The 24533-nt window shown below is 67.0% G+C and carries 22 protein-coding genes; 5 read left to right on the top strand and 17 right to left on the bottom strand.

Annotated elements, in window-relative coordinates; genetic code table 11:
• Positions 1 to 85 precede the first annotated feature (85 nt).
• A complete protein-coding gene (locus DI041_RS09555; RefSeq protein WP_136639245.1) occupies positions 86 to 2197 on the top strand; it encodes a M13 family metallopeptidase in 2112 nt (703 codons plus the stop codon).
• 169 nt (positions 2198 to 2366) lie between these two features.
• Here DI041_RS09555 and DI041_RS09550 read toward each other — a convergent pair whose 3' ends face one another.
• A complete protein-coding gene (locus DI041_RS09550) occupies positions 2367 to 3539 on the bottom strand; it encodes an MFS transporter (RefSeq protein WP_136639244.1) in 1173 nt (390 codons plus the stop codon).
• Positions 3536 to 4750: an MFS transporter gene (locus DI041_RS09545; RefSeq protein ID WP_136639243.1), complete on the bottom strand. Its 1215-nt coding sequence runs from the start codon at positions 4748 to 4750 to the stop codon at positions 3536 to 3538. The genes DI041_RS09550 and DI041_RS09545 overlap by 4 nt, the downstream gene beginning before the upstream one ends.
• 133 nt (positions 4751 to 4883) lie before the next feature.
• Between DI041_RS09545 and DI041_RS09540 the strand changes: the two genes are divergently transcribed.
• Entirely contained in the window at positions 4884 to 5471 is a 588-nt protein-coding gene (locus DI041_RS09540; RefSeq protein WP_136639242.1) for a TetR/AcrR family transcriptional regulator, read from the top strand.
• Between the two features lie 194 nt (positions 5472 to 5665).
• Here DI041_RS09540 and DI041_RS09535 read toward each other — a convergent pair whose 3' ends face one another.
• Positions 5666 to 6595 carry an oxygenase MpaB family protein gene (locus DI041_RS09535; protein WP_136639241.1) on the bottom strand — a complete coding sequence of 310 codons (930 nt, stop codon included), beginning with the start codon at positions 6593 to 6595 and terminating at the stop codon, positions 5666 to 5668.
• Positions 6596 to 6904: 309 nt separating this feature from the next.
• On the opposite strand from DI041_RS09535, the gene DI041_RS09530 reads away from it, so the two are divergent.
• Positions 6905 to 7519: a hypothetical protein gene (locus tag DI041_RS09530; RefSeq protein WP_046983091.1), complete on the top strand. Its 615-nt coding sequence runs from the start codon at positions 6905 to 6907 to the stop codon at positions 7517 to 7519.
• A 39-nt stretch (positions 7520 to 7558) separates the two neighbouring features.
• Here DI041_RS09530 and DI041_RS09525 read toward each other — a convergent pair whose 3' ends face one another.
• The 13 genes from DI041_RS09525 to DI041_RS09465 all read right to left on the bottom strand — a co-directional run bounded on the left by DI041_RS09525 (position 7559) and on the right by DI041_RS09465 (position 20089).
• Positions 7559 to 7903: a hypothetical protein gene (locus DI041_RS09525; RefSeq protein WP_046983092.1), complete on the bottom strand. Its 345-nt coding sequence runs from the start codon at positions 7901 to 7903 to the stop codon at positions 7559 to 7561.
• Positions 7904 to 7936: 33 nt separating this feature from the next.
• Positions 7937 to 8707 (bottom strand): LytR/AlgR family response regulator transcription factor, encoded by a 771-nt coding sequence (locus DI041_RS09520; protein WP_004140108.1) that lies wholly within the window; start codon positions 8705 to 8707, stop codon positions 7937 to 7939.
• Positions 8697 to 9956: a sensor histidine kinase gene (locus DI041_RS09515; protein WP_012509918.1), complete on the bottom strand. Its 1260-nt coding sequence runs from the start codon at positions 9954 to 9956 to the stop codon at positions 8697 to 8699. Before DI041_RS09515 ends, DI041_RS09520 begins: the two co-directional genes overlap by 11 nt.
• Before the next feature lie 212 nt (positions 9957 to 10168).
• Positions 10169 to 11818 carry a M28 family metallopeptidase gene (locus DI041_RS09510; protein WP_136639240.1) on the bottom strand — a complete coding sequence of 550 codons (1650 nt, stop codon included), beginning with the start codon at positions 11816 to 11818 and terminating at the stop codon, positions 10169 to 10171.
• 347 nt (positions 11819 to 12165) lie between these two features.
• Positions 12166 to 13815, bottom strand: coding sequence for a CsgG/HfaB family protein (locus DI041_RS09505; protein ID WP_136639239.1), 1650 nt, complete (start codon positions 13813 to 13815; stop codon positions 12166 to 12168).
• Positions 13816 to 13831: 16 nt separating this feature from the next.
• Complete coding sequence (locus DI041_RS09500) at positions 13832 to 14521, bottom strand: hypothetical protein (RefSeq protein ID WP_136639238.1); 690 nt, start codon at positions 14519 to 14521, stop codon at positions 13832 to 13834.
• A 134-nt stretch (positions 14522 to 14655) separates the two neighbouring features.
• Complete coding sequence (locus DI041_RS09495; RefSeq protein ID WP_136639237.1) at positions 14656 to 15756, bottom strand: hypothetical protein; 1101 nt, start codon at positions 15754 to 15756, stop codon at positions 14656 to 14658.
• Complete coding sequence (locus DI041_RS09490; RefSeq protein WP_136639236.1) at positions 15747 to 16943, bottom strand: hypothetical protein; 1197 nt, start codon at positions 16941 to 16943, stop codon at positions 15747 to 15749. Before DI041_RS09490 ends, DI041_RS09495 begins: the two co-directional genes overlap by 10 nt.
• A 107-nt stretch (positions 16944 to 17050) precedes the next feature.
• Positions 17051 to 18313 carry an RNA polymerase sigma factor gene (locus tag DI041_RS09485; RefSeq protein ID WP_136639235.1) on the bottom strand — a complete coding sequence of 421 codons (1263 nt, stop codon included), beginning with the start codon at positions 18311 to 18313 and terminating at the stop codon, positions 17051 to 17053.
• A 45-nt stretch (positions 18314 to 18358) separates the two neighbouring features.
• Complete coding sequence (locus DI041_RS09480) at positions 18359 to 18715, bottom strand: DUF1428 domain-containing protein (protein WP_136639234.1); 357 nt, start codon at positions 18713 to 18715, stop codon at positions 18359 to 18361.
• Positions 18716 to 18739: 24 nt separating this feature from the next.
• The gene (locus DI041_RS09475) at positions 18740 to 19150 is read right to left on the bottom strand and encodes a VOC family protein (protein ID WP_136639233.1); all 411 of its coding nucleotides are present in this window, start codon (positions 19148 to 19150) and stop codon (positions 18740 to 18742) included.
• Between the two features lie 34 nt (positions 19151 to 19184).
• The gene (locus DI041_RS09470; protein WP_005407887.1) at positions 19185 to 19607 is read right to left on the bottom strand and encodes a VOC family protein; all 423 of its coding nucleotides are present in this window, start codon (positions 19605 to 19607) and stop codon (positions 19185 to 19187) included.
• 68 nt (positions 19608 to 19675) lie between these two features.
• Positions 19676 to 20089, bottom strand: a complete 414-nt coding sequence (locus DI041_RS09465) for a YciI family protein (protein ID WP_049424778.1) — start codon at positions 20087 to 20089, stop codon at positions 19676 to 19678.
• A 209-nt stretch (positions 20090 to 20298) separates the two neighbouring features.
• Between DI041_RS09465 and DI041_RS09460 the strand changes: the two genes are divergently transcribed.
• Positions 20299 to 20706 (top strand): YciI family protein, encoded by a 408-nt coding sequence (locus DI041_RS09460; protein ID WP_136639953.1) that lies wholly within the window; start codon positions 20299 to 20301, stop codon positions 20704 to 20706.
• On the opposite strand, the gene DI041_RS09455 is transcribed toward DI041_RS09460, so the two are convergent.
• On the bottom strand, positions 20684 to 22765 hold the full coding sequence (locus DI041_RS09455) for an NHL repeat-containing protein (protein ID WP_136639952.1): 2082 nt from the start codon (positions 22763 to 22765) through the stop codon (positions 20684 to 20686). The two genes, DI041_RS09460 and DI041_RS09455, sit on opposite strands and share 23 nt — an antisense overlap.
• Before the next feature lie 167 nt (positions 22766 to 22932).
• Between DI041_RS09455 and DI041_RS09450 the strand changes: the two genes are divergently transcribed.
• Positions 22933 to 24453, top strand: a complete 1521-nt coding sequence (locus tag DI041_RS09450; protein ID WP_136639951.1) for a tetratricopeptide repeat protein — start codon at positions 22933 to 22935, stop codon at positions 24451 to 24453.
• Positions 24454 to 24533: the final 80 nt, after the last annotated feature.

The following is a 24533-nucleotide window of genomic DNA, read 5'->3' as shown; positions in this document are numbered from 1 at the left end:
TCCTGCACAGGCGCTGCGGTGCAACGGAACGGCCAGCTGGGCCGGGGCGGATTAGACTTGGGGTTTTCCGCTGCAAGAGAAGTCCATGTCCAAGCTGCGCCGTCCCACCCTGGCACTGGCCATCGTTGCCAGCCTGTCCCTGGCCGCCTGCGACCGCCCGGCCCAACCGGCCGCCGGTACCGCCGCGCCGGCCGATGCCGCACCCGCAGCGGCCAAGCCGATGCTGGGCAACTTCGGCTTCGATGCCAGCGGCATGGACCGCAGCATCGCCGCCGGCGACGACTTCTTCGGCTTCGCCAACGGCACCTGGGTCAAGAACACCGAGATCCCCGCCGACCGCTCGCGCTTCGGCAGCTTCAACGTCATCGCCGAAAAGACCCTGGCCGATACCCGCGCCATCCTCGAAGGTGCTGCCGGCAACGCCCAGGCCAACGGTGACGACAAGCTGATCGGCGACTACTACGCCGCCTTCATGGATGAAGCCGGCATCGAGCAGCACGGCCTCGCGCCGGTGCAGCCGCAGCTGAAGGCGATCGAAGCCATCGCAGACAAGGCCGGCCTGGCGCGCACGCTCGGCGGCGACATGCGCGCCGATGTCGACCTGCTCAATGCGACCAACTTCTACACCGACCGCCTGTTTGGCCTGTGGGTGTCGGTGGACATGCTGCAGCCGGACCGCACCGCGCCGTACCTGGTGCAGGGCGGGCTTGGCATGCCCGACCGCGATTTCTACCTGGGTGGTGGCCGCATGGCCGAACTGCGCAAGCAGTACCAGGCCTACATCGCGCAGATGCTGCAGCTGGCCGGCGTTGCCGACCCGGCCGGCAAGGCGCAGCGCATCCTCGCACTGGAGACAAAGATCGCGCAGGCACACGCCACCCAGGAAGAAACCAACGACGTGACCAAGGGTGCCAACCCCTGGACCCAGGCCGACTTCAATGCCAAGGCACCGGGCATGGACTGGAACGCCTTCCTCGATGCAGCGGCGCTGGGCAAGCAGCAGGACTTCATCGTGTGGCAGCCCAAGGCCGTGGCTGGCCTGTCCAAGCTGGTCGCCACCGAGCCGCTGGACGCCTGGAAGGACTACCTGGCCTTCCACGCGTTGGACCGTGCTGCGGCGTACCTGCCGAAGAAGTTCGCCGACGCCCGTTTCGCCTTCCACGGCACCGCGCTGAGCGGCACCCCGCAGCAGAGCGACCGCTGGAAGCGCGCGGTGGATGACGCCAACCACGCAGTAGGCGAGGCCATCGGCAAGCGCTACGTCGAGAAGCACTTCGACGCGAAGACCAAGGAACGCGCCGACGAGATGGCGAAGAACATCATCGCGGCCTTCGCCAAGCGCATCGATGCGCTGGCCTGGATGTCACCGCAGACCAAGGCCAGCGCCAAGGCCAAGGTCGCCGGCCTGACCGTGGGCATGGGTTACCCGGAAAAGTGGCGTGATTACAGCGGCCTGGAGATCCGCCGCGATGATGCGCTGGGCAATGCGCAGCGTGCCGAACTGTTCGAGTACCAGCGCAACATCGCCAAGCTGGGCAAGCCGGTCGACCACAGCGAGTGGGCGATGCTGCCGCAGACCATCAACGCGATGAACGTGCCGCTGGAGAACCGCCTGGTGTTCCCCGCCGCGATCCTGCAGCCGCCGTTCTTCGACGGCGCTGCCGACGATGCGGTGAACTACGGTGCGATCGGTGCGGTGATCGGCCACGAGATCAGCCATGGCTTCGACAACGCCGGTGCGCTGTTCGACGAGACCGGCAAGCTGCACAACTGGTGGACCGCCGAGGACCTGAAGCAGTTCAACGCCGCCGGTGATGCGCTGGCCGCGCAGTTCAGCAGCTATGAGCCGTTCCCCGGCGTGCACGTCAACGGCAAGCTGAGCCTGGGCGAGAACATTGCCGACGTGGCCGGCCTGGGCACTGCCTACGATGCCTACCAGCTGTCGCTGCAGGGCAAGCCGGGCCAGACCCTGGAAGGCTTCACGCCGGACCAGCGCTTCTTCCTCGGCTTTGCCCAGGCCTGGCGCAGCAAGAGCCGCGAGCAGGCGCTGCGCAACTCGCTGCTGACCGATGTGCATGCACCGGGCCAGTTCCGCGCGCTCACCGTGCGCAACATCGACGCCTGGTACCCCGCGTTCGAAGTGAAGGAAGGCCAGAAGCTGTACCTGGCCCCGGACAAGCGGGTCAAGGTGTGGTGATGTAACTGGAACGGGCGCCGCAAGGCGCCCGTTCCATTTCCCGGTAGCTGCCAACCTTGGTTGGCGCATGCCTCGCTCTGGTGGGTGTCGACCTTGGTTGGCACATGCCTCGCTCTGGTGGGTGCAGACCTTGGTCGGCACGGGGTGGGAATCCACGCATCGCGTGGATCTACCTGCGGGTGGTGGCAACCATCAGCAGAGCGCTCGCAGCCAACACCGCCGCAGCCCACAGGTTGGCGTGCAACCCGATGCCATCCAGCAGACGGCCCCCGCCCCACGCGCCCGCTGCGATGCCGATGTTGAACACGCCCACATACAGCGCAGTGGCGATCTCGACGGCCTGCGGCACCGCCTTCATCATCCAGCCCATCAGGCCCACCGACACACCGCCGTAGGCCAGGCCCCACAACAGCAGCACCGCAATGCCGCCGGCCGGCGTACTGCCCACCCACAGCAGCAACAGCGGCGTCAGCAGCAGGCCCAAGGCAATCGCCAGCAGCATTCCACGCGGATGCCGTGCGGCCATCGGACCGGCGATGAAGTTGCCGGCGATGCCGGCCAGGCCATAGGCAAACAGCAGGGCGCCGATCCACTTCGCATCCACGCCCGACACCGTCGTCAGCAGCGGCCGCACGTAGGTGAAGGCGATGAAGTGCCCGGACACCAGCAGCACAGTCAACCACAGGCCGCGCTGCAGGCTGCGATGGCCGAGCAGCTGCACGAACTGCGCTGGCCGCACCGACGTTGCCACCGGCAACGCGGGAACCACCACCACATGCAGCAGCAGGACCGCCGCACTGAACAGCGTCATTGCCGCGAATGCGCAGCGCCAACCCAATGCATCACCGATCAGCGCGCCCAGTGGCACGCCAAGGACCGAGGCGGCGGCCACGCCACCGAAGATGATCGAGGTGGCCAGGCCGATCCGCTGTGCTGGCACCAGGCGCGCCGCGAGGCCCCCGGCGACGGCCCAGATGCCGCCCATGCAAAGCCCCACCAGCACGCGCGCGGCCAGCAGCCAGGCGATACCGGGTGCCAGAGCCGAGGCGATGTTGGCCACCAGCAACAGGCCCAGCAGCCCACACAGGATGCGGCGGCGATCAATGCCACCGGCGACTACCACCACCAGCGGCGCGAACAACGCCGCCAGCAGGGCCGGCAGCGAGATCATCAGGCCGGCGGTGCCTTCGGAAGCACCGAGGCTGTCGGCGATCGGCGTCAGCAGGCCCACCGGCAGCATTTCGGTAGTGACCACCGAGAACGTGGCGAGGCCGACGGCGGAAACCGCCCACCACGGATGGCGATGCACAGGCGCGGCATGCGCAGGCGATGAAACGCTCACGGGACGATTCCTTCAGGGGATGTGGTCGACGCAGACGGGCGCAGTGCACGTTGCGCGAGCACGGCAAACAGCAGCACGCCACCGCCTGCCACCAGCGCAACGACAAAGCCGCTGCGCACACCCCCCGCATCGACACTCTGCCCGGACAGCGCCGCGCCCAGCGCCACGCCGATGTTCAATCCGGCCAGCAGCCAGGTCATGCCCTCGGTCAGGCGCGATTCGGGGACGTGCTGTTCGACCAGCGACATCGCCACGATCATCGTCGGCGCGAAGAACAGCCCGGCCAGCAGCACGGCTGCAGCCAGTGCCGGCACGCTGCCAACCCCCAGCAGCGGCAGCGTGGTCAGCGCAGTGGCCGCTGCGCCCAGCAGCAACAGGCGCTGCAACGGCACCTGCAGCTTCAGCGCACCGAACAGCAGGCCTGCCGCACAGCTGCCCAGCGCATAGGCCGACAGCACCACGCTGGCTGCGAGGGGCTGGCCACGCTGTTCGGCGAAGGCCACGCTGGTGATGTCGACCGTGCCGACGATCACTCCCATCGCCAGCATCAGCAACGCCAGCGGGCGGATCTCCGGTTGCCGCAACAGCGAGTGCGAGGGTGTTGCACCTTCGTAGTGCTGCAGCGGCGGCTCGGTGCCACGCTGCAGGACCAGTGCGGTCACTCCAATCACCAGCAGAAGGGCTGCAGCCAGCACGCCAGCTTGTGGCCATACCGCTACTGACAATCCCACCGCCAACGGCGGCCCGGCAATGAAGGTGACCTCGTCGAACACCGTCTCCAGCGAGTAGGCGGTCTGCAGTTGCGGGCGACCGCGATGGATCGCGGTCCAGCGCGCGCGCACCATCGCCGAGACGCTGGGCATGCAGCCGGCCAGCATCGCCGTGGCGAACAGGGTCCAGTCCGGTGCGGCCAGCAGCGTGCACGCGAGCAGCAACAGCAGACCGGCCGCACTGGCCGCCGTGGCCCACGGCAGCACCCTGCCCTGCCCATGGCGGTCGACCCAGCGCGATACCTGTGGCGACAGCAGCGCGTAGGTCAGCACGAAGGTGGCCGACACCGTGCCGGCCAGTGTGTAGCTGCCGCGCAGCTGCGACAGCAGGGTGATGATGCCGATGCCGGTCATTGGCAGCGGCAGGCGGGCCAGCAGCCCGGCCAGGGCAAGGCCGGCGGTGCCGGGGGCGGCGAACAGGTCGCGGTAAGGGGTGGCCATCGCAATCTCCAGGGCAGCGACTTGCCTGACGCGGGAAGCGCCACGACAATACATACAGAGCGTATGAATATGAGACTACATTCATACGTCCTGTATGTAAATAATCATGCGCCACGTATGTAAGGAGCTCCGAATGGTCCGCCGCACCCGCGCCGAGATGGAAGAAACCCGCGCCAGCCTGCTGACCACCGCCCGCCGGGTGTTCAGCGAGCATGGCTATGCCGCCACCTCGATGGACGACCTGACCGCGCAGGCCGGGCTGACCCGCGGCGCGCTGTACCACCACTTCGGCGACAAGAAAGGGCTGCTGGCAGCGGTGGTTGCCCAGCTCGATGCCGAGACCGATGTACGCCTGCAGGCGATCAGCGATGCTGCAGATGACGCGTGGGACGGCTTCGTGCAGCGCTGCCGCGCTTACCTGCAGATGGCGCTGGAACCGGAGATCCAGCGCATCGTGCTGCGTGATGCGCGCGCGGTACTGGGTGGCGCCTCACCGGAATCGCAGCGCCACTGCGTGTACTCGATGCAGCACCTGATCGAACATCTGGTGGCGCAGGGCGTGGTGGCGCCGGTGGATGCGCAGGCGCTGGCGTCGCTGATCTACGGCAGCCTGGCCGAGGCCGCGTTCTGGATCGCCGAGGGCGAGGATGGCGACGCGCGCCTGCGGCAGGCGACGGCGGCGCTGGAGATGCTGTTGCGCGGGTTGAAGTCGGCCGGGTGAAGCCCATCCACGCATGGCGTGGATCTACTACGGAATCCGCCCTGGTAGATGCCAACCTTGGTTGGCGCTTCTGCGGTACCGCACGAAACGCGTGCCAACCAAGGTTGGCACCTACCAAAACCATGGTGTCAGTAGATCTACGCCATGCGTGGATAAAGCTTTATCGCGAAACGCGTGCCAACCAAGGTTGGCACCTACCGGAGCAGTTCAGGCCACTCGCGCAACACCGCCACTGACACGCCCACGCGCGTGCAGGCCCGACTGGCGAGGCCATCGGGCAGCGCGCGGCGGAACAGCGGCGCCATGCCCCGCATCAGTTTCGCCGACGCGGCCGCCTGCGCCCGCTGGCGGCCATTGCGTTCGAGCATGCCTTCGGCCCAGTCCGGCAGCAGCGCGGCACCGGCCCCCAGGAACACTTCGCGCGACAGGCCTGGCACCGGCACCGGAAGACGCACACCGGACAACACCTCCAGCACCTCGCGCGAGCGCTCGTCCACGCGCAGCTCCGGCTGCCGCGCACAGAAGTACGCCGCCACTTCCGCTTCGCTGCACGGCACATCCACCGCACCCAGCGCTTCGGCCACGCGGCGGTACTCGTCGTAATAGCGGTCGGCAATGGGCTCGGGTACCTCGCGCCCGTAGCGGCGAAAACCCTGCAGGAAACCGAATGCTTCGGTCACATGCACCCAGGTCAGCAACTGCGGATCATCGGCGGCATACCCCTCACCCTGCGCGGTCTGCCCACGGATCTGCGCATGGATGCGGCGCACCTTGGCCACCAGCATCTCGACCTCGCCGGCAGGCGCATAGCTGGTGCCGGCCACAAAGGCCGTGGTGCGGCGCAGGCGGCCCACCAGGTCCTGGCGAAAATTGGAGTGGTCGTAGACCCCGGCCAACGCGCGCGGGTGCAGGGTCTGCAGCATCAGTGCGCACAGGCCGCCGGCCAGCATCGACGGAAATTCGGCGTGCAGCCGCCAGGTGACGCTGTCCGGGCCGAACCAGCCCGGGTCACCCAGCGGATGGTCGTAATCGATGCCGCTCTGGCCACGCGGGAAGGCCTCCAGGACCCAGCGCCGGATCGGCGCGGTCACGGGGCGGGAGAATCGCTGCAGCAGAGCCGGCATCACAGGTCCAGGAAAGGCGGAAGAACGGCCACGCGCTGCGCGGTCGGCCCCGATTCTGGGCGATCACGACGCCAACGGCGAGTCTCCGCACTCAGCCACGGTTTCATGTGCGGCCGCAGCACGTTTCACCCTGCGACATCTTGTCGCAGGCTGCAGCCGCGATGCTGCAACGCAGCAACATTCACTCATTCAGACAGAAGCCTTACGCCGCTTGGCCTTGGCCCCATTGCACGGCTCGCTGGAAGTGCTAGAACTGAACCCGCCACACCGTCCAACGCTGATCGACGCACGTTCCACAAGGAGCCAGCCATGATTGCTTTGTTCAAGGGTTTGGGAATTCTGCTTCGCGACAACGAGCTCTACAGCAGCCCGTTCGATAAACAGGTCGCGCACTGGCGCAATCTCAGCGAGCAGCAGATCCGCGACGAAGTGGCTGTGCTGGCCCAGGCCAAGTGCCAATGGCTGATCGCCTCGATCGTGGGCTGGCAGGCGGCGTCGCTGCTGATCCTCGGCCTGATTGCCAACTACCTGTGGCGCGACGATTTCCATATCACCTTCACCCGCGTGGTGATCGTGTTCGGCTCATGGGTATCGATCCTGTTCGTGATCTGGTTCATGGCCAACATGTTCGACCACACCGCCGGTTTCGAGCGCTGGATGAAGGCGTTCAACAGCCGCGCGCGGATCAGTTCCAAGGCCGACAGCGTCGAGCACGTGGCCGAGGCGCTGGACCTGGCCGAGCATTATCCGGAAGTGCTGGACTACAAGCAGGCGGTCACCGCCCGGCGTGAACTGCGCCACGAGGACATCCGCATCATGACCGAGATCGGGCGCATGAAGCAGCATTCGGAACTGGTGGGACGCCTCAACCACGTGGGTGAAACCGAGCACCACCACGAACTGACGCTGCAGCCAGCCTACTGACCCTTCGGGGAAGCGGGGGGACCCACAATGCCACCGTGATCACTCACGGTGGCATTGTTCTTTCCGTTCCTCGTTGACGCACTGGTTGAAGCCCTTCGGCAGGTCACTGAACTCCCGCGTCTCGCCCACCGCCACCGCGAACGACCGTATCGGCGCTTTCGCACATACGGCATCGGGACTGCAGGCCGGGTCCAGCACCAGGTAGTGGCACTGGCCGCTGCGGCTGGCGATGCACTCGAAGCGCGCCACCCCATCCACCACGGTGCGCTTGCTGTACAGCGTGTCCACGCCATTGGCGTTGGTGCGGGTGATCGCGGTCTCGGTGGACTTCTGGCAACCGGCAAGTGCCAAAGCAGCGAGGCCCATAAGCAGGAAGGAACGCATGGAAAGCTCCGCGTATCGGAAGATGCGGGGCGGCTACATGCCGCGGAACAGACTCATGAAGGGCTGGCTGACCACCAGTGTTTCCGCACGCTGGCGCAGGCGCAGTACACCGCGCCCGGTATCGTCGCGGCTCACCGCCGCCACCGCCTTCATGTTGACGATGGTCGAACGATGGATCTGGCGGAAGTGCTGCGGGTCGAGTACTTCCAGCAGCTCGCGCAGCGGCGTGCGCAGCAGGCTTTCGCCGGCGGCGGTGACCACCGTGGTGTACTTGTTGTCGGCGCGGAAGTAGGCCACGTCCTCCAGCATGATCAGCTGCGTCTCACGACCGTTGCTGGCGGTGATCCAGGCCAGCGGCGGGTGATCGGCGCTGCCCTGCGATGGACCCAGCCGTTGCAGCAGGCGTTCAAGTACCGCGTCGTCCTGGCGCGTCGATGGCAGCCGCGACAGGATGCGCTCGCGCGTGGCCAACAGGCGCTCGTCGCTCACCGGCTTCAGCAGATAATCCATCGCACCTTGCTCGAACGCATCGATGGCGTACTGGTCATAGGCGGTGACGAACACCACCTGGGTACGCGGGCTCAATTCGGACAGCGAACGTGCCACCTCGATGCCGCTGATGCCAGGCATGCGGATGTCGAGGAAGGCGATATCCGGCTGCTTCTCGGCCAGCTGCTCCAGCGCACTGGCACCGTCCTCGCACTCGGCCACCAGTTTCAGTTCCGGCCACAGCCGGCCCAGCTGCTCCACCAGTGACTGCCGCAGCAGTTCTTCGTCTTCGGCGATCAGCGCTTCAAGCGGCATGGCTGCGTTCCTTGGCCGACTGCGGCAGTGTCATGGTCGCGGCCACGCCGCTGGGGAAGTTGGCAACGATCGCCACACCGGCCTGCTCGCCGCAGGTCAGGCGCAGGCGCTCGCGCAGGTTCTTCAGGCCGATGCCGGTGCCACTGGTGCCCTGGCCGAAGCCGAGGCCATCGTCGGCCACCGTCACCGTCACATGATCATCGAAACCACGCGCGAGGATCCAGATCGTGCCGCCGCCGGGCTTGGGTTCCAGGCCGTGCTTGATGGCATTTTCCACCAGCGTCTGCAGCGCCATCGCCGGCAGCTTCACCTCATGCAGTTCGGTTGGCACCTGCACTTCCACCGCCAGCCGCGCGCCCATGCGGATACGCAGGATCTCCAGGTAGGCGCGGGTGCGCTCCAGCTCCACGCCCAGGGTGGACACCGATTCGTCCACCTGCGGCAGCGAACTACGCAGGTACTGGATCAGATGGCCGAGCATCTGTTCTGCGCGCGCAGGATCGGTGCGGGTCAGCACCTGCGCGTTGGCCAGCGAGTTGTACAGGAAATGCGGTTCGACCTGCGCATGCAGCAGATTCAGCCGCGCCACCGACAGTTCCTTCTCGACCTGGGTCTGTTCGGCGGCGGCCTGCTCGTCGCGACGCTGGTCGGCAACGCGTCGACTGATTGCGCGGGTGACCGCTTCGGCATTCTCGTAGTTGCTGCCCTCATCCAGCGCCAACAGGTCGGCCCACCAGCCTGCGTCCGGTTCGAACAGCAGGGTGACGGTGCTGGTGCCCTGCCCCGGCGTGACCGTGGCCAGCACGCTGTTGCGCTTGATCGCCAGCCGCGCCGGCAGGTTCCAGCGCGATGGCTGGCGGCCATTCCACAGATCGACGCGGCGTACATAGGCGCGCACCTGCAGGCTGCCGGCCGAGCTTTCCACTTCCTCCACCCGCGGCAGCTCGCCCACCGCCGCCTCGACCACCGCGAAGGCGTGGCCGGCATCCATCGGCAGTTCGATCTGCCGACGCTGGCGCCCGGACAGGGTGGCGCCATCGAGGCGGCCGGCCACCAGCCAGACCCGGCGCACATGGGTCACCGCACTGCCCAGCGCCGAGATCATCAGGAACATCACCAGCAGCCCGAACACCCAGCCGGGGCCGTCGTTCATGCCGCTGAAAATGCCGCTCCAGACCATGCCGGCCACGAACAGTGCCGCGGCCCAGGCCAGCAGGTGACGGAGGATGAGGGAGAGGCTGGCGATCACGGCGGCGCCTTGGTGGAAGGGGGTGAGCCGAGCATAGGGCGGCCCATCGGGCAAGCAAGCGGCCTGCGACGAAGGGCCGGAAAGCGGGGATGGAAGCCCATCTGGTAGTGCCGGCCGCTGGCCGGCTCCCCATTATCTCCGCATGCATCACAGGGTTGCCGGCCAGCGGCCGGCACTACCAGGAGGCGCCGGGCAAACCCCGGCGCGTTGCCTTACTTGCGCTGGTCGGCGCTGGCGTCACGCACGGCGCGGAACGACTCGTCCTTGCTCCAGTTCGGCCAGCTGCGCGAGTTGGCCAGCTGATTGCCCAGCGTGTACAGCACTTCCAGGTCGCGGGCGGCACCGGCGAACACCCAGTCCGGCTGCCATTCGTCGCCCTGCTGGTGGTAGCGCTTGGCGGTGTAGTCCTCCGAGGCCTTCTTGCCTGCGGCCACACCGCCGTCCACCCAGTCCTGGCCAGCCGACCACGACAGCGCGGGCACGCCGCGCTTGGCGAACGGGAAGTGATCGGAGCGGAAGAACAGGCCGGCTTCCGGCTTCGGGTCCGGCGTGTAACGGATGTCCCAGCCCTTCGCGACGTCCTTCAGCTGGTCCAGCAACTCGAAGCGCGCTGCGCCATAGATACCGAAATCACGTGACGGACCGAACGGTGCCATGCCGTCCATGTTGATCATCGCCACGGTCTTTTCCAGCGGATACAGCGGATGGGTGGCGTAGTACTCCGAACCCAGCAGGCCCTTCTCTTCGGCGGTCACCGCCAGGAACAGCACCGAGCGCTGCGGGCGCTTCTGCTTGGCGAAACCGCGGGCAAGCTCGATCAGCGATGCGGTGCCGCTGGCATTGTCCAGAGCGCCGTTGAAGATGCGGTCGCCGCGTGCGTCGGGCTCGCCCACGCCGATGTGATCCCAGTGCGCACTGTAGATGACGGTCTCGTCCGGGTGGCTGCTGCCTTCCAGGCGCGCGGCTACGTTGTGCGAGGTGATCACTTCGGTCTTCACCGCGTACTTCGCATCCAGGCTGGCACCGGTCAGCGGCACCGGCGTGAAGTCACGCTGCTGCGCCTTCTTCTTCAGCGCTTCGAAATCCTGCCCGGCCGAACGGAACAGCTCCACGGCCAGGTCGCGCTGGATCCAGCCTTCCAGCAGCGGATGGCTCTCGGCCGGGTTGTCGCGCACCACGTCGAACATGGTGTTGGTGTTGGAGCCGGCCACGGTGGCCCAGCCATAGGAAGCCGGTGCGGTCTCGTGCACGATCAGCACACCCAACGCGCCCTGGCGTGCTCCCTCTTCGTACTTGTAGGTCCAACGGCCGTAGTAGGTCATGCCCTTGCCGTCGAAATCACCTTGGCCGGTTTCGAAGTCCGGGTCGTTGATCAGCACGACGGCGATCTTGCCCTTCAGGTCCACGCCCTTGAAGTCGTCCCAGTTGCGTTCCGGCGCCTTCACGCCGTAGCCGAGGAACACCAGGGGGGCCTTGCTGATGTCAACGTTGCTGGCGCCGTTCATGGCAGCGCGCACGGCAATCTGCTTGCCCTGCTCAAGCGGCACGGTCTTGCCGCCCTGGTGCAGCGCCAGCTGCGGTGCGCCGACGATGTCTCCTTTGCGCAGCGGCACCGCCTGGGTCCACAGGCGCTTGCCGTCCTTGAGATCGCCGCCCGGCTGCAGGCCGGCGTCGGCGAACTGCTTGCTGAGGAAGGCGATGGTCTTCTGTTCGCCGGCGGTGGCCGGGGAGCGGCCTTCGTAGGCGTCGGAGGCCAGTTCCTTGACGTCGGCGGAGATCCGCGCGCCATCGAATTTCGGGGTGGCCGCCATCAGTGCGCTCGACACTGACAGGGCCAGCAGGCCCAGTACTGCTCGTTTCATTGCTCTCTCCAGCAGGGAAATCCTTCTGGAGTGTAATGGGATTCGGCAGGGCTGCGCCCTGCACCTGCCGAAGCCAGGGCAACAGCAACAGCCGAAGCAACAGCGGCATTCCGTGGGATGGCGGGGTGGGTCCGGTTGCGGGGGACGCCGTAAACCCATCCCTGGGGGCTTGGCCGCGGCATCCATGCCGCGGACACCCCCGCAACCGGACCCACCCCGCCTTCGACAGATTTCTGCTGCTGTTGGTGGGTGTCGACCTTGGTCGACACGGGCCGAAACAAGAAGGGGTCAGATCCCTTTCCCGGCGGGAAAGGGCTCTGACCCCATCTGTGTGCTGCCTTGGCGTGTTACCAGTTCGGGTCTTCGGCCGGGGCGGCGGCGGGCTTGGGCTTCGGCTTGGCTGCCGGGCGTGCAGTGGCGGCCGGCGCAGCCGAGGCAGTCGCGCCGCCAGCAGCGGCGGCAGCCGGCTTGCTGCCCAGCTTCTGGCGCAGTTCGATCTGGCCCGGACGGAAGCCGCCGCGCATGGCGTCGACGCCGTCTTCGATGGTGCCGTAGGAGGTCTGCGCGGCGACGCGGTCGATGCGGATGGTGCAGCACGGGTGCTCGCTGCGGCCCAGCGAGCGGCCGGTCTGCGGGTCCTTCAGTTCTTCGCCCAGGCGCACGGCCTGCCAGCGCTGGCCGGCCTGCACGGTGTCACCGCCCTGGCTCAGCACCACCTGGTCTCCGTCCACCGAAACCACCGACACCGGGAACAGCGTGGTGACGATGGTGGTGCCGATCTGGCCGGACAGCGATTCCATCATCGCCGCGGCCATGTTGCGGCCATTGACCACGCGCGGCAGGGTGCTCGGACCGGTCGAGGCCAGCTGATGATCGAAGCTGTCGGACATCACCACCTGGCCGGTGGTGGCGTTGATCAGACGCAGGGTGATGCGGCCGCCACCGGAGTACGAGGTCACCTGGCGGTCGGACATGCGCAGGTTGCGCACGCTGCGCGGATACTCGAAGCGTTCGATGGTCGGGATCAGGATCAGGTCGGTTGCCAGCTGCTGGCCGACGCGAGCGGTGTCCTGCAGACGCACGTTGCCACTGTTGATGTGGTCGATCTCGGCCTGCAGTTCGTCGCCGAACTCGCGATCCAGCACGATGAAACGCTGGGTCTGGGTCAGTGTGTCGGACAGGCGTGCGCGGATCGCATCGGCCACTTCGTCCGCGTCCACGCGGCCGTCGCCGACGGCATAGCTGCCGGCCTTGGTGCGCGGCAGGGCGACCACGATCTTCGGCTTTCCCTGCTCGTCCGGTGCGCGGTACTGGGCGATCTGTGCGCGCACGCGCACCTTCCAGTAGCTGCGCATGCTGCGATGGGTCACATCGGAATCGTAGGAGCTGGCGCCACGCTTGGCATCGACGTTGACCTTCTCGTCATAGCTCTGCTTGACGCTGGCCGACGCCGAACCGCCCTTGGCCGAGGCTTCGCCGGAAGCGCTGGCCGAGGCCGAGCCCTTGAAGCTCCAGCCTTCATCGCTGGCACGCACGCGGGCGATGGTTTCCTCGTCAAGCTGACGCACTTCATCCTGCGACAGGATTTCATAACCCAGCACTGCGCCCTGCGAGCCGGCGATCATCTGCTGGGTGAACGCGTCGGCGCGGATATCGCCGACGTGTTCGCCATCCACATCCACATGCAGGCCTGCACGCAGGCTCTGCATCTGGCTGGCCACGCGTACGCCGTTGACCTGCGCCACCGCCGACTGCAATGCCGCCAGCACCGCCAGTTCCGGGGTGCTGCCGATGCCGTCGGCTTCACGCGCGACCTGGGTGGTACCGCCGAAATCCGGCGTGCCACGCAGCGGCGCTGCTTCCACTGGCGCATTGCTGGCCAGTGCACTGGTTGCCTTGTCCTTGGCAGGCGCGGCGGCCGGGGCGTCCTGCTTGCCGCACGCTGCAAGCAGCGTGGCGGCCAGGCCCAGGCCGATCAAACGGGTAGTCATACGCATGGAGATTCGCCTCGGATCAGCCCATCTTGTCCAGCTGGCCCAGCATCGAGTCGGCGTTGGACGGCACCTTCACCTTGCTCTGCTTGGCGAAGGTCAGCGCCTGCTTCGACGAGCCGTACAGGCCCTTGATGAAGCCCGGCGATTCCTTGGCCACCCATGCACCGGCAGCAAGCTTGCGGCCGACGGTGGCCAGCTGGGTCGCGCCCAGGTTCTTCATGCCGGCGGTGAAGCTGCTGGCTTCGCCACCCAGCTTCTGCGCTTCAGCGGCTGAAGACAGCAGCGAGACCAGGCCTTCGGCGTAGTGCTGCTTGGACTCAGCGTTCAGTTCCGGCTGTGCGGCCTGGCGCTCATTGATCGCCGCCTGGGCGGCTTCGCTGACCGACACCGACTTCTTCATGGCATCGACGCTGACCGAACCGGACGACAGCGCCTGGCGCTCCGCTTCCAGCAGCTGCACCTGCTCGGCCAGGCCGAAGGCGCGGGCGAACGAGGTCTGGGCCTGCAGCGAGTGCGACTGCGAGCTGACGAAACGACGCACCAGCGCTTCCTGCGCGGCTTCGTCCGGAGCGGCGGCGCTGGAGGCGCTGCTGCTGGAGGTGCCGGTAGCGGCGCCGGCCAGGTCCTTCAGCTTGCCGAACTGGGCGTGGGCCGGCATCGACAGGGTCGCAGCCGCGATGGCCAGGGTGAGAGCAGTGGTACGGATCATGTGAGATTCCTTTGGGAGAGACGGCCGCACTGCGGCGCGCAAGAACGGGTATTGCAGCGGGTCAGTGCCGAGCAAGCGCGGCACCCACCAGAGCCGGTAGCGCCGGGTAATGCCCGGCGAGCGCAGCGGTAACGTCAACGAACCGCCTTGACGTTCAGCTCGTTGATCATCTGCTGGGCAGCCTTCTCGGCGGCCAGCTGCAGGGCATTGGTGCGGGCCACGGTTTCATTCGGACCGGTACCGGAGAACTGCACCGGACCCACCGACGACACGGTGCGCGGGAAGCGCCCGGTCACGTCCAGCACCTTGCCGGTGACGGTAACGAACACGCGGGTGTTGCCACTGGCCGGGTCGCGGTCGCGCATGCCGACGTCGAGGGTGCCGACGGCGATATACGGGATGTTGGCTGCACGGATGCCGTTGGCGGTGTCACGCAGGGTGGCTGCAGACAGATCGTTGCCGGTGCTGAAATCCTTGCGGATGCGCTCGATGCTGAGCAGGCCACGCGACTCGCCTTCCACGTATTCGGCTTCGACCACCTCGTAGCCGGCGGCGCTGAAGGCACCGGTCATCGCGGTGTTGACCTCGGCGGCATTGGCCACCTTCCAGCTGATGTTGTCGCTGCGCTGGGTGGTGCTGCCGCCGCTGGTGACCGACATCGACGCATTCTGGTTGATGCTGCCGTTGGTGCTGACCGAGTTGCCACGGAAGCTGTCGCCTTCACGGGTGTTCTCGTTGTAGCTGGAGCTGACGTCGGTGCGGCGGTATTCCTTGTCCTGGAACGACTGCACGGTGTCCTGCGAGCGTGCCATGAACAGGAAGGTCAACAGCGAGCGCTGCGCAGCGGTGGCGCCAGCAACGGCCGAGCCAGCATCCAGCTTGGTCTGCAGCAGGGTGGTATTGATCTCTGCGCGGACGGTGACGCTGTAGGTCTTGGCCTTCTTGTCTTCGGTGTCCGACAGCTGCACGGCGCTGAGCACGTAGCGGTCGATCTCGCCGATGAACTCGGCGCGACGGGCTTCGAACAGGCGCAGCTTGGCCGCACCGGTTTCAGCGATGTACGCCTCCAGCGCATTGACCTTGGCCTTGTTCATGGCCTGGGCGCGGGTGTCGGCACTCAGGCGCAGGCTGTAGCTGGCCGAACCGGTACCACGCGAGCTGGCGGTCTGCGCGGCGACCGGCGAGGCCACCGCCAGGGCGATGAGGAACAGCAGGATGGTACGCATCAACGACATGACTTGATCAACTCCTGGAGGGCTTGGGTCTGCTGCTGCAACGGGCGGCCGCCCGGCTTCTGCTCGTCCAGCCAGGCGCGCGAATCGGCACGCTTGGCGGCGGCGCCGGCGAAGGCATCAAAGCCGGCCAGCAGGGTTTCGTAGCTGGCCGACCACTGGTCAACCTGCCACTGCGTGACCGGCACCACCTTGGTGGCACCCTTGCGCAGCGGTTGTTCGAAATAGACCTTGCCGGAGAACGGCTCGGTCACCTTGGCGGTGAAGAAGGCGCCGAACAGCATCGTCTTCATCGCCGCGGTTTCTTCGATGACGCCGTTCTTCAGCGCATCGACCTGCACGTTGATGACGTAGTCCGGCTCGGGAATCTTCAGCTGGTAGACCTTGCCGTCGGCAAAGCGTGCAGCCATTGCACCACCGATCGCCTGGCCCGAGGCCGGCGGCAGCAGGCCGACACCGGTGTTGGACGACAGCGTCTTGGACAGTTCATGGGCCAGGGTGGCGCGCAGCGGCGCTTCCCACTTCGGGTCCGGCAACTTGGCCCGCACTGCATCGGACAGGGTCACACCGCCCACCTGCAGGCGGCGCACCGCAGCGTCCGGCAGCTTGGCCTGGGCCAGGCTGGCCGCAAGGACCTGCGACAGGCTGGTGCTGGCGTTGCCATACAGCAGATCAGCGACGATCGCGTCGATATCGTCGCTGTCAGGACGGTAGTCCTGCACGTCGATGCGCTGCAGGGTGAGCGGATAGGAAGCGATCACCTGGCGCTCGCGGAAGTCGAAGAACAGCGCCTGCAGCGCCACCTCGACCAGCACCTTGTACTGGTTGCCGATCGGTTCGACCGACACCAGCTCCCGATCCAGTGCTGCGGCCAGCACGGTGGCGCTTGTGGTGCCGTCGAGCATCGCGACCGGCTGGTCGATCAGCTCCAGGTGGGCCGGCGCACGGCGCTTGAGCGCCTGGACCAGGGTCTGGTTGAGTGGAATCAGGCCGCGCTTTTCCAGCACCGCGTGCGCATGCGGCGTGGTCGCCTGCACGGCGGCGGCATCGGCGGTATAGGCAAAACCGGCCCAGTAGGCCTGCTGCGATTTGTCTGCGGCCTGCACGGCCATCGGCCATACGGCCACGCACAGGGCACAGGCAAGCAGGCGCGCAAAAGCGCGCGATGCGCTCTTCGTCCTTGAATACATCCAACCGCTCCTCGGTCAATACGCACGGAAAGCAGACGCGCATGCGTCCACTGGGCGCGAAACATAACGGCTCGCGCGCCCGCCGACAAGTGCTGCCTTCGTCGGGGTCACTCCACGGGGGGCAGACCGGCCCTTTGCCGCAGCAGGCCGCGCTCTGCCTGGTTCTGGCTGAGTCTGGCGGCTTCCGCAAAAGCGTGACGTGCGTCGTGCTCGCGCCCCAACGACTGTAGTACCTCGCCACGCACCACCTGCAACGGTGCGTAATCGCGCAGGCGCGCATCGTCCAGCAACGGCTGCAACTGTGCCCATGCAGCGAAGGCACCTTCGCAGCGCAGCACCGCCACTACCCGGTTCAATGCGACAACCGGCGAAGGCTGCACCTGCAGCAACTGTGTATAAAGCGAGACGATACGCGGCCAGTCAGTGGCTTCGGCGTGGCGCGAAGCCGCATGGCATGCCGCGATGCGTGCCTGCAGCACATAGGGATCATCGCCACCACCGGCTGCCAGCGCGCGTGCCAGTACCTGCTGCCCGCGCTCGATCTGCAGCCAGTCCCAGCGCGCACGGTTCTGCTGGTCCAGCAGCACCGGCGCGCCGTGCGCATCGGTCCGTGCTGCGGCACGCGAGGCCTGCAGCTCCATCAGCGCCAGCAGGCCCAGCACCGGCGGCACCGGCAGCCGGTGCGCCAGGATGCGCGCAAGCCGCAGTGCCTCCTCGCACAGCGCCGGACGCATCCAGTCGTCACCGGCACTGGCCGCATAGCCTTCGTTGAACACCAGGTAGATCGCCTCCAGCACCGACCCCAGCCGCTCTGGCATCGCCTCCGCGCGCGGCACTTCATAGGGCACCTGCTTCTGCGCCAGCGTGCGCTTGGCACGCACGATGCGCTGGGCGATGGTCGGCTCGGGCTGCAGGAACGCGCGCGCGATCTCCACGGTGGTCAGGCCACCAAGCAGGCGCAGGGTCAACGCCACCCGTGCGTCAGCCGGCAACACCGGATGGCAGGCCACGAACATCAGCCGCAGCAGGTCGTCACCCAGATCATCTTCCAGCGCCTGGCTGTCATCCGGTGCCGGCAAGGGTGCCGGATGCAGCTCCTCGCCCCATTGCGCATGCTGCTGCGCCACCCGCTGGTGCTGGCGCAGCACATCAATGGCACGGTTGCGCGCAGTGGTCATCAGCCAGGCTCCGGGGTTGTCCGGGATGCCCTGCTCCGGCCAGCGCTCCAGCGCGGCCAGCCAGGTGTCCTGGGCCAGCTCCTCGGCGCGGCCGACATCGCCCGCGAGCAGCCGCGCCAGGCGCGCGATCAACACCGGCGATTCCATCCGCCAGAGGGTTTCCAGACGCTGCGTCAGTGCGGGCTCGAGCATGCGCCGATCACAGCACGCGCACCGGGCCCGCACAAGCGCCGCAGCTCACGCTTCAACAATCGGCTTGAAGCCGCCCCAGAACATGCGCTTGGTATCGAACGGCATGTCCTTCGGGCCCAACGATGCCAGCCGCGGGTCCGCCATCACCTTCGCGTTGATACGGTCGCGCGCCGCGCGCGAACGGAACACCACGAAGGCGACGATCACTGTTTCGCCAGGCTTGGACTTGACCGCACGCGGAAACGACGTGCTCTTTCCCGGTTCCACATCGTCAGCCACGCATTCCATGTACTGCAGCGCTCCATGGTCCTTCCACACCGCACCGGCCTTGCGGGCAAGGCGGCGGTAGGCCGCCACCTTGTCCTGTGGGCACGGCAGCACGTAAGCATCCACGTAAGCCATGAGGGTTCTCCCTTGCGGCGGCCGTCAGCCCGGCTCGCCGTCCATGTGTGCGATTTCCCAGAGATGGCCGTCCAGGTCCTGGAAGCCGCGCTGGTACATGAAGCCGTAGTCGCGCGCCGGCTGCGGTTCGCTGGCACCCGCCGCGAGCGCCTTGTCCACCATCACGTCCACCGCCTTGCGGCTGTCGGCCGACAGGCAGGTGATTACCTCGGTGTGGCTGTGCGCATCGGCAATCGCCTTGTTGGTGAACTGCCTGAAGAACGGCTGGGTCAGCAGCATCACGAAGATGCTCTCGCTGACGACCATGCAGGCCGCATCGTCGTTGGTGAAGGTCGGGTTGAAGCTGTAGCCCAGTGCGGCGAAGAAGGCCTTGGACGCGTTCAGATCCTGCACGGGCAGGTTGACGAAGATCATCTGCGGTTGCGGTGCACTCATCGGTGAAGCTCCTTGTGGATGAAAGAGGCAGGAATCACGGCTGCTTCATGCAGTTGACCATCCACGGCTTGCCGTAGCGATCGATCAGCATGCCCCAGCGATGCGCCCAGAACGTTTCAGCGATCGGCATCTGCACCTGGCCACCTTCGGCCAGCGCCGCGAACACGCGTTCGGCTTCTTCGATGCTGTCGACGTCGACATTGATGGTGGTCGAACCACCCTCGCCACCGCCGGGACCGTCGGCCGCCATCACGATGGCACTGCCGATTTCCAGCTGGCTGTGCGCGACGTGGTCCAGGGTTTCCGGCGGCATCTCGTTGCAGCCCGGCGAGCCATCGGAGGGCGGCATGTCGCGGTACTTCATTTCCGAGGTGACCTGGCCACCGAGTGCCTTGGCATAGAACGCCATCGCCTCATGGGCCTGGCCGCTGAAGCCGAGGAAGGGAATCAATTTCATGGCAATGCTCCGTCGTGGGTTTCAGGGTGGTAGCGTCGGGCCATGCCCGGCGGGGGAAATGAATCGGGTCAACCTTCCAGCTGTGCACGCAGACGCTGTTCCTGCTGCTGTAATTCGGGGGTGAAGGCCTCGCCGAAATCCTCGGCGGAGATCAGCGGGCGCAGCTCCAGCGTGCCACCACTGTTGAACGGCGCGCGGCTGGCCCACTCGACGGCCTCATCCAGCGAACGCACGTCCCACAGCCAGAAGCCGGCGATCTGCTCGCTGGCGGGGCCAAACGGACCGGCCTCGACCTTGGGCGCGCCACTGCCGAAATGAATGCGGCGACCGCGCTGGGTGGCGTGCAGGCCTTCACCGGCCAGCATGATGCCGGCGGCCACCAGTTGTTCGTTGAAGGCGCCCATTTCGGACAGTTCCTGTTCGCTGGGCATGCGGCCGGCTTCGGAGTCGGCGTTGGCCTTCACGATCACCATCACTTTCATTGCGGTCTCCCGTGGGGACGCGTGGTGCGTGCCCTTCACTGGGTACAACGAACCAGGGGGCTGGAAATCGACACGTCCTCTGAAAATTGTTTCTTCCGTGGAAAGCACGCCTTCGCCGATCGCCCGCCGCAGGCGGCTTTTCGCGCTGCAGCATGCCCGCAGGCAAACCTGCGCCATCATGGACACCCCGCCCCCGCCAGGACCGTGCCATGCAGCAGTACCTGCTTCTGATCTACATCGAGCCTGCCCTGCTCCAGGCCCTGCCCACCGAAGAATTCAACACGCTGATGCGTGACTGCCTGGCCCACGCAGACAAGCTGCAGGCCGAAGGCACGCTGCTTGCCGCGCAGAAGCTGCAGCCGGTCGACACCGCGCAGACCCTGCGCGTGCGCGATGGCCACAGCCGTGTATTGGATGGCCCGTTCGCCGAGACCCGCGAACTGCTGGCCGGTTTCAACCTGATCGTCGCCCGCGACCGCGACGAAGCCATGCGCGTCGCCCGCGACTTCCCGTGGGCGCGCTTCGGCAGCATCGAAGTGCGGCCGCTGGAAGACATGGACGCCGAGCGCGAACGCTGCGGCGCCCCGGCTGCGGCTATGGCAGCAGCCGTACTCTGATCTCGCGCGGACCCACGCCTTCGTTGCCGCTGTAGTCGCGCACGCTGGCGCGCACGGTGTACTCGCCCGGTGGCAATGCCGCCGGCTGCCAGCGCCCGGTTTCCATCAGGCCATCACGCACGGTGTTGGTGGCCAGGTAGCGGAAGCGGGTTACCGCACTGCCATGCACGGTGATGCCGCTGTCCGGCGCATAGGCCACGCGCACCGCTGCGTTCTGCGGCGGCATGCGGTTGAACACGATGTTCCAGCGCGGCTGCTCATAGCCCTGCAGCGGCTGTCCGCCGGCATCGAGGATCTGGTAGCCCACCTGGTACATGCCCAGCCGGCGCCGCGGCAGGTTGTTGTCAACCTGGTCCCACGCTTCGACCACGATCTGCACGCCACGTCCCTGCCGCGCCAGCATCACCACGCCGTCGCTGCCCGCCGCCAGCGGCTGGTCGTTGTCGTCCAGCAGCGCGACATCGGTGATGCGCGGTGCGAAGTGGTCGGCGTAGTTATGGAAGCCCAGCGCCACGGCGTTGGTTTCGAAGCCGCCGGTGCCCACCGCCAGGTGCACGTGCGCCTGGTTGTTGATGCTGCCCAGGCGATCGCCGACGTGGATGCGCATGCCGCGACGCACCCGCATGCGCTCCAGCTTGCCCTGTTCGTCGTACAGCGCCTGCCAGCGCGCATCGAACGGCTGGTCGCGCGGGGTGCGGCCGACCCGCATGTGGATGTACTTGAGGCGGTCCACTGCCAGGCCCTCGGCCTGCCCCCCCAGGCTCCACGCCGCTACCGGGCTGCTGATCTTGCCATCGGCGATCGCCAACACGGTCTGGCCGACATCGCCGCGCACATCGAAACCGCCGTGCAGGTGGTGGCGGCTCTCGCCCTTGAAGTTGCCGCGCACCTCGCCCAGCGTGCCGACCACTTCATGCCAGCCGTCCTGCGGTGCCAATGGCCAGCGACCACCGGTGTCCGGCAACGCTGCATCGGCAGCGGGCCCGACCAGCGCCGGTGCCGGCAAATCACCCACTGGCAGCGGGCGCAGGCGGTGCAGGCGATAGCTGGCGGAATCGGCGACCAGCACACTGCCGTCGGCATCCATCGCCAGACCGCTGGGCCGGGCCAGGCGCGGCAGGCGGCCGTTGCCCACCAGTGCGATCTGGTGGCCCTGCGGTGTTACCTGCACGATGCGGCCATCAAGGTCACCCACGTAGAGCACGCCGTCGTGCGTGGTGGCCAGCGACAGCGGCCCATTGATCACGCCGCCATCGCCCAGCAGCGTGCTGACCGTGCCATCGGCACCGACGCGACGCACCGCGTTGTTGAACAGGTCGGCCACCAGCAGCGCGCCATGGGCATCGAAGGCCAGCGCCACCGGCGTATCGAAGCGCGCCGCTACGCCCAGGCCATCGGCCAACCCCGGGCGCTCGCCGCCGGCCAGGGTACGCACGTTGCCGTCGGTACCGATCATCCGGATGCGGTCGTTGAAGGTGTCGGCCACATAGACCTGGCCCTGCGCGTCCACCGCGATGCCCATCGGTGCATCGAAGCGCGCTTGCGCGGCCGGCCCATCGGCGTAACCCTGCTCGCCACCGGCCAGCGTGGTCACCTGGCCATCGGTGCCGATACGGCGGATCGCGTGGTTGCCGGTGTCGGCTACGTACAGGTTGCCCTGCGCATCGGCGGCGATGCCCGAGGGCGTATTGAAACTGGCCTGCAGTGCAGGGCCGTCGATGCGCCCCTCGCCCTGCCCGGCCACGGTCTCGATGCGGCCATCCGGCAGGCGGCGGCGGATGCGGTTGTTGTCGCCGGCATCGGTGAAGTAGATGCTGCCGTCGGCACTGCGCAGCAACGCATGGGGATCGGCGAAGCGGGCCTGCGCAGACGCACCATCGCGGTCACCGGGATGACCATCGCCGGCCAGCATCTCGATCTGTGCGGTCCAGGCCAGCGGCGTGGGCGCCGGGCCTGCCGGTTCAGCCAAGGTCTGCAGCGGTGAATCCCACCAGGTCGCGGCCAATGCCACCGCCGTTGCCAACGCGACCCCCGCCGCCATCCATTGCCACCGTGCCATCGTGCTGCGTTGCCTCTGCCTGCAATCTGAAGAGGCACCGACGATAGACGCTGCGCGCGCGATCCGCCATGGCCAAACGTACTCCTGATCGCCAGAGTTCCATCCATCACGCTTGTCCTCGCTGCCTGCAGCAGGTTCAATGCTCTTCCCACGGATGGAGAATCTCCATGCCCCGCCTTCTCCCCCTCACTGCCCTGCTGCTCGCCGCCCTGTCAGTTGCCCCTGCCTCCGCCTCCATCGCGGTGGCGCCACAGAAGCCGTCCGTCACCAGCGACGCGGTGCATACGGCCTATGCCACCCGTTGGGACGAAGCGATCCAGCAGTCACGCAGCGGTAATACGCTGGGCGCGTTGATCGCCATGGAACAGCTGATGGAAGATCCGCTGCTGGATGATTTCGATGCCGAGCATCGTGGTCGCGCCGCGCAGGTAGCGGGCTGGACCGCATTGATGCAGAAGAAGCCGGCACAGGCCCGGCGCTATCTACAGCAGGCGCAGGAATCGTTGCCGGACGATGCACAGATCCTGCTGACCCTGGTGTCGTTGGAACTTTCCGAAAACCAGCCGGCTCCGGCTACCCGGTACCTGGTTCAGGCACTGAAGCACGCCGAGGGCCCGCTGCCGATCGAGCGCCAGCCGATCAATTACCTGCAGTACCGCCTGCGCGACCAGCCACAGCGACGCATGGAACTGCTGCAGGCACTGTTCGACAACGGCTGGAAAGGCGGTGGCGTGGAGCCGACCGGGCTGTGGCTGGCGTTGGCCACGCTGCAGGCCGACAACGGTCGCGGCGACGACATCCCGGCCACGCTGGCACGCATCAATGGCCCGGCCGAAATCATCCGCCTGCGCAGTGACAAGCGCTTCGATCGCTATGTCGACCGCGGCGATGCACGCTTCGATCCGGTGCAGGCCGCACAGAAGCATCTCGATGAACTGCGTGTGTCCGGCCTGCTCGACCGCGCCCTGGACGCGCGCATGGCCGAGTTCAGCAATACGCTGCTGATGCTCGACCGCAACGAGGAAGTCCTGGCACTGACCGATGGCATGGCCCGCGCAGCGGCCGAAGGTGAATCCCCGTCGGCGGCCGAAGCCGAGTGGGTCGCGTGGCTGCTCAACAGCCGGTTCACCGCGCTGCGTCGGTTGGGACGCACCGACGACGCGCTGGCCACCGCGAAGCTGGCTGCGCGCATCGGTGCGCTGGGCCCGGATGGCGCCGAGCACCAGTTCAACGTCGGCTTCGTGCTCAGCTCGCTGGGCCGCGTGCAGGACGCCACCGCAGCGGTGAATGACATGCCGGGCCTCGGCGGCTACGGCAAGGCAGCACAGGCGTTGCTGCAGTTTGCCGCCGCGCGCGAACGTGGCGATGCCAAGGCAATGGACGTCGCTCGCGCGGCGATCCTCGCCGAGGGCGGTGACGCCCGCCTGTTCCATCGCGAAATGCTGCTGGACGAGGGCAATCTGGATGGCGCGGCCGCCGTGCTGATCGAACAACTGCGCTCCCCCGTCGAGCGTGGCGAAACACTGGCCAGCCTGCAGGACATGCGTACCTATCCGTCGCTGCCGGGTGACGTGAAGATCGATGCGGCCTGGCGTGCGCTGAAGCAGCGCGCCGACGTGCAGGCAGAAATCACCCGCGTCGGCCGCATCGAACGCTACGAACTGGTCGGCAGCGCGACCTCACGCTGAGCAGACGCCCTGTAGAGCCGAGCCCATGCTCGGCTGCCGGCAGCATGAGCCGAGCATGGGCTCGGCTCTACACGACACAT

This window comes from Stenotrophomonas maltophilia (assembly GCF_004920835.1).
Classification (GTDB): Bacteria; Pseudomonadota; Gammaproteobacteria; order Xanthomonadales; family Xanthomonadaceae; genus Stenotrophomonas; species Stenotrophomonas maltophilia_AQ.
The sequence above is the reverse complement of the archived record's forward strand: the minus strand, read 5'-3'. Positions and strand labels throughout refer to the sequence as shown.

Excerpts from the sequence above, each read along its gene's own strand:
- DI041_RS09555 (WP_136639245.1), top strand. The coding sequence starts at position 86 with ATGTCCAAGCTGCGCCGTCCCACCCTGGCACTGGCCATCGTTGCCAGC.
- DI041_RS09545 (WP_136639243.1), bottom strand. The coding sequence starts at position 4,750 with ATGGCCACCCCTTACCGCGACCTGTTCGCCGCCCCCGGCACCGCCGGC.
- DI041_RS09540 (WP_136639242.1), top strand. The coding sequence starts at position 4,884 with ATGGTCCGCCGCACCCGCGCCGAGATGGAAGAAACCCGCGCCAGCCTG.
- DI041_RS09535 (WP_136639241.1), bottom strand. The coding sequence starts at position 6,595 with ATGCCGGCTCTGCTGCAGCGATTCTCCCGCCCCGTGACCGCGCCGATC.
- DI041_RS09530 (WP_046983091.1), top strand. The coding sequence starts at position 6,905 with ATGATTGCTTTGTTCAAGGGTTTGGGAATTCTGCTTCGCGACAACGAG.
- DI041_RS09525 (WP_046983092.1), bottom strand. The coding sequence starts at position 7,903 with ATGCGTTCCTTCCTGCTTATGGGCCTCGCTGCTTTGGCACTTGCCGGT.
- DI041_RS09520 (WP_004140108.1), bottom strand. The coding sequence starts at position 8,707 with ATGCCGCTTGAAGCGCTGATCGCCGAAGACGAAGAACTGCTGCGGCAG.
- DI041_RS09510 (WP_136639240.1), bottom strand. The coding sequence starts at position 11,818 with ATGAAACGAGCAGTACTGGGCCTGCTGGCCCTGTCAGTGTCGAGCGCA.
- DI041_RS09505 (WP_136639239.1), bottom strand. The coding sequence starts at position 13,815 with ATGCGTATGACTACCCGTTTGATCGGCCTGGGCCTGGCCGCCACGCTG.
- DI041_RS09500 (WP_136639238.1), bottom strand. The coding sequence starts at position 14,521 with ATGATCCGTACCACTGCTCTCACCCTGGCCATCGCGGCTGCGACCCTG.
- DI041_RS09495 (WP_136639237.1), bottom strand. The coding sequence starts at position 15,756 with ATGTCGTTGATGCGTACCATCCTGCTGTTCCTCATCGCCCTGGCGGTG.
- DI041_RS09490 (WP_136639236.1), bottom strand. The coding sequence starts at position 16,943 with ATGTATTCAAGGACGAAGAGCGCATCGCGCGCTTTTGCGCGCCTGCTT.
- DI041_RS09485 (WP_136639235.1), bottom strand. The coding sequence starts at position 18,313 with ATGCTCGAGCCCGCACTGACGCAGCGTCTGGAAACCCTCTGGCGGATG.
- DI041_RS09480 (WP_136639234.1), bottom strand. The coding sequence starts at position 18,715 with ATGGCTTACGTGGATGCTTACGTGCTGCCGTGCCCACAGGACAAGGTG.
- DI041_RS09475 (WP_136639233.1), bottom strand. The coding sequence starts at position 19,150 with ATGAGTGCACCGCAACCGCAGATGATCTTCGTCAACCTGCCCGTGCAG.
- DI041_RS09470 (WP_005407887.1), bottom strand. The coding sequence starts at position 19,607 with ATGAAATTGATTCCCTTCCTCGGCTTCAGCGGCCAGGCCCATGAGGCG.
- DI041_RS09465 (WP_049424778.1), bottom strand. The coding sequence starts at position 20,089 with ATGAAAGTGATGGTGATCGTGAAGGCCAACGCCGACTCCGAAGCCGGC.
- DI041_RS09460 (WP_136639953.1), top strand. The coding sequence starts at position 20,299 with ATGCAGCAGTACCTGCTTCTGATCTACATCGAGCCTGCCCTGCTCCAG.
- DI041_RS09455 (WP_136639952.1), bottom strand. The coding sequence starts at position 22,765 with ATGGCACGGTGGCAATGGATGGCGGCGGGGGTCGCGTTGGCAACGGCG.
- DI041_RS09450 (WP_136639951.1), top strand. The coding sequence starts at position 22,933 with ATGCCCCGCCTTCTCCCCCTCACTGCCCTGCTGCTCGCCGCCCTGTCA.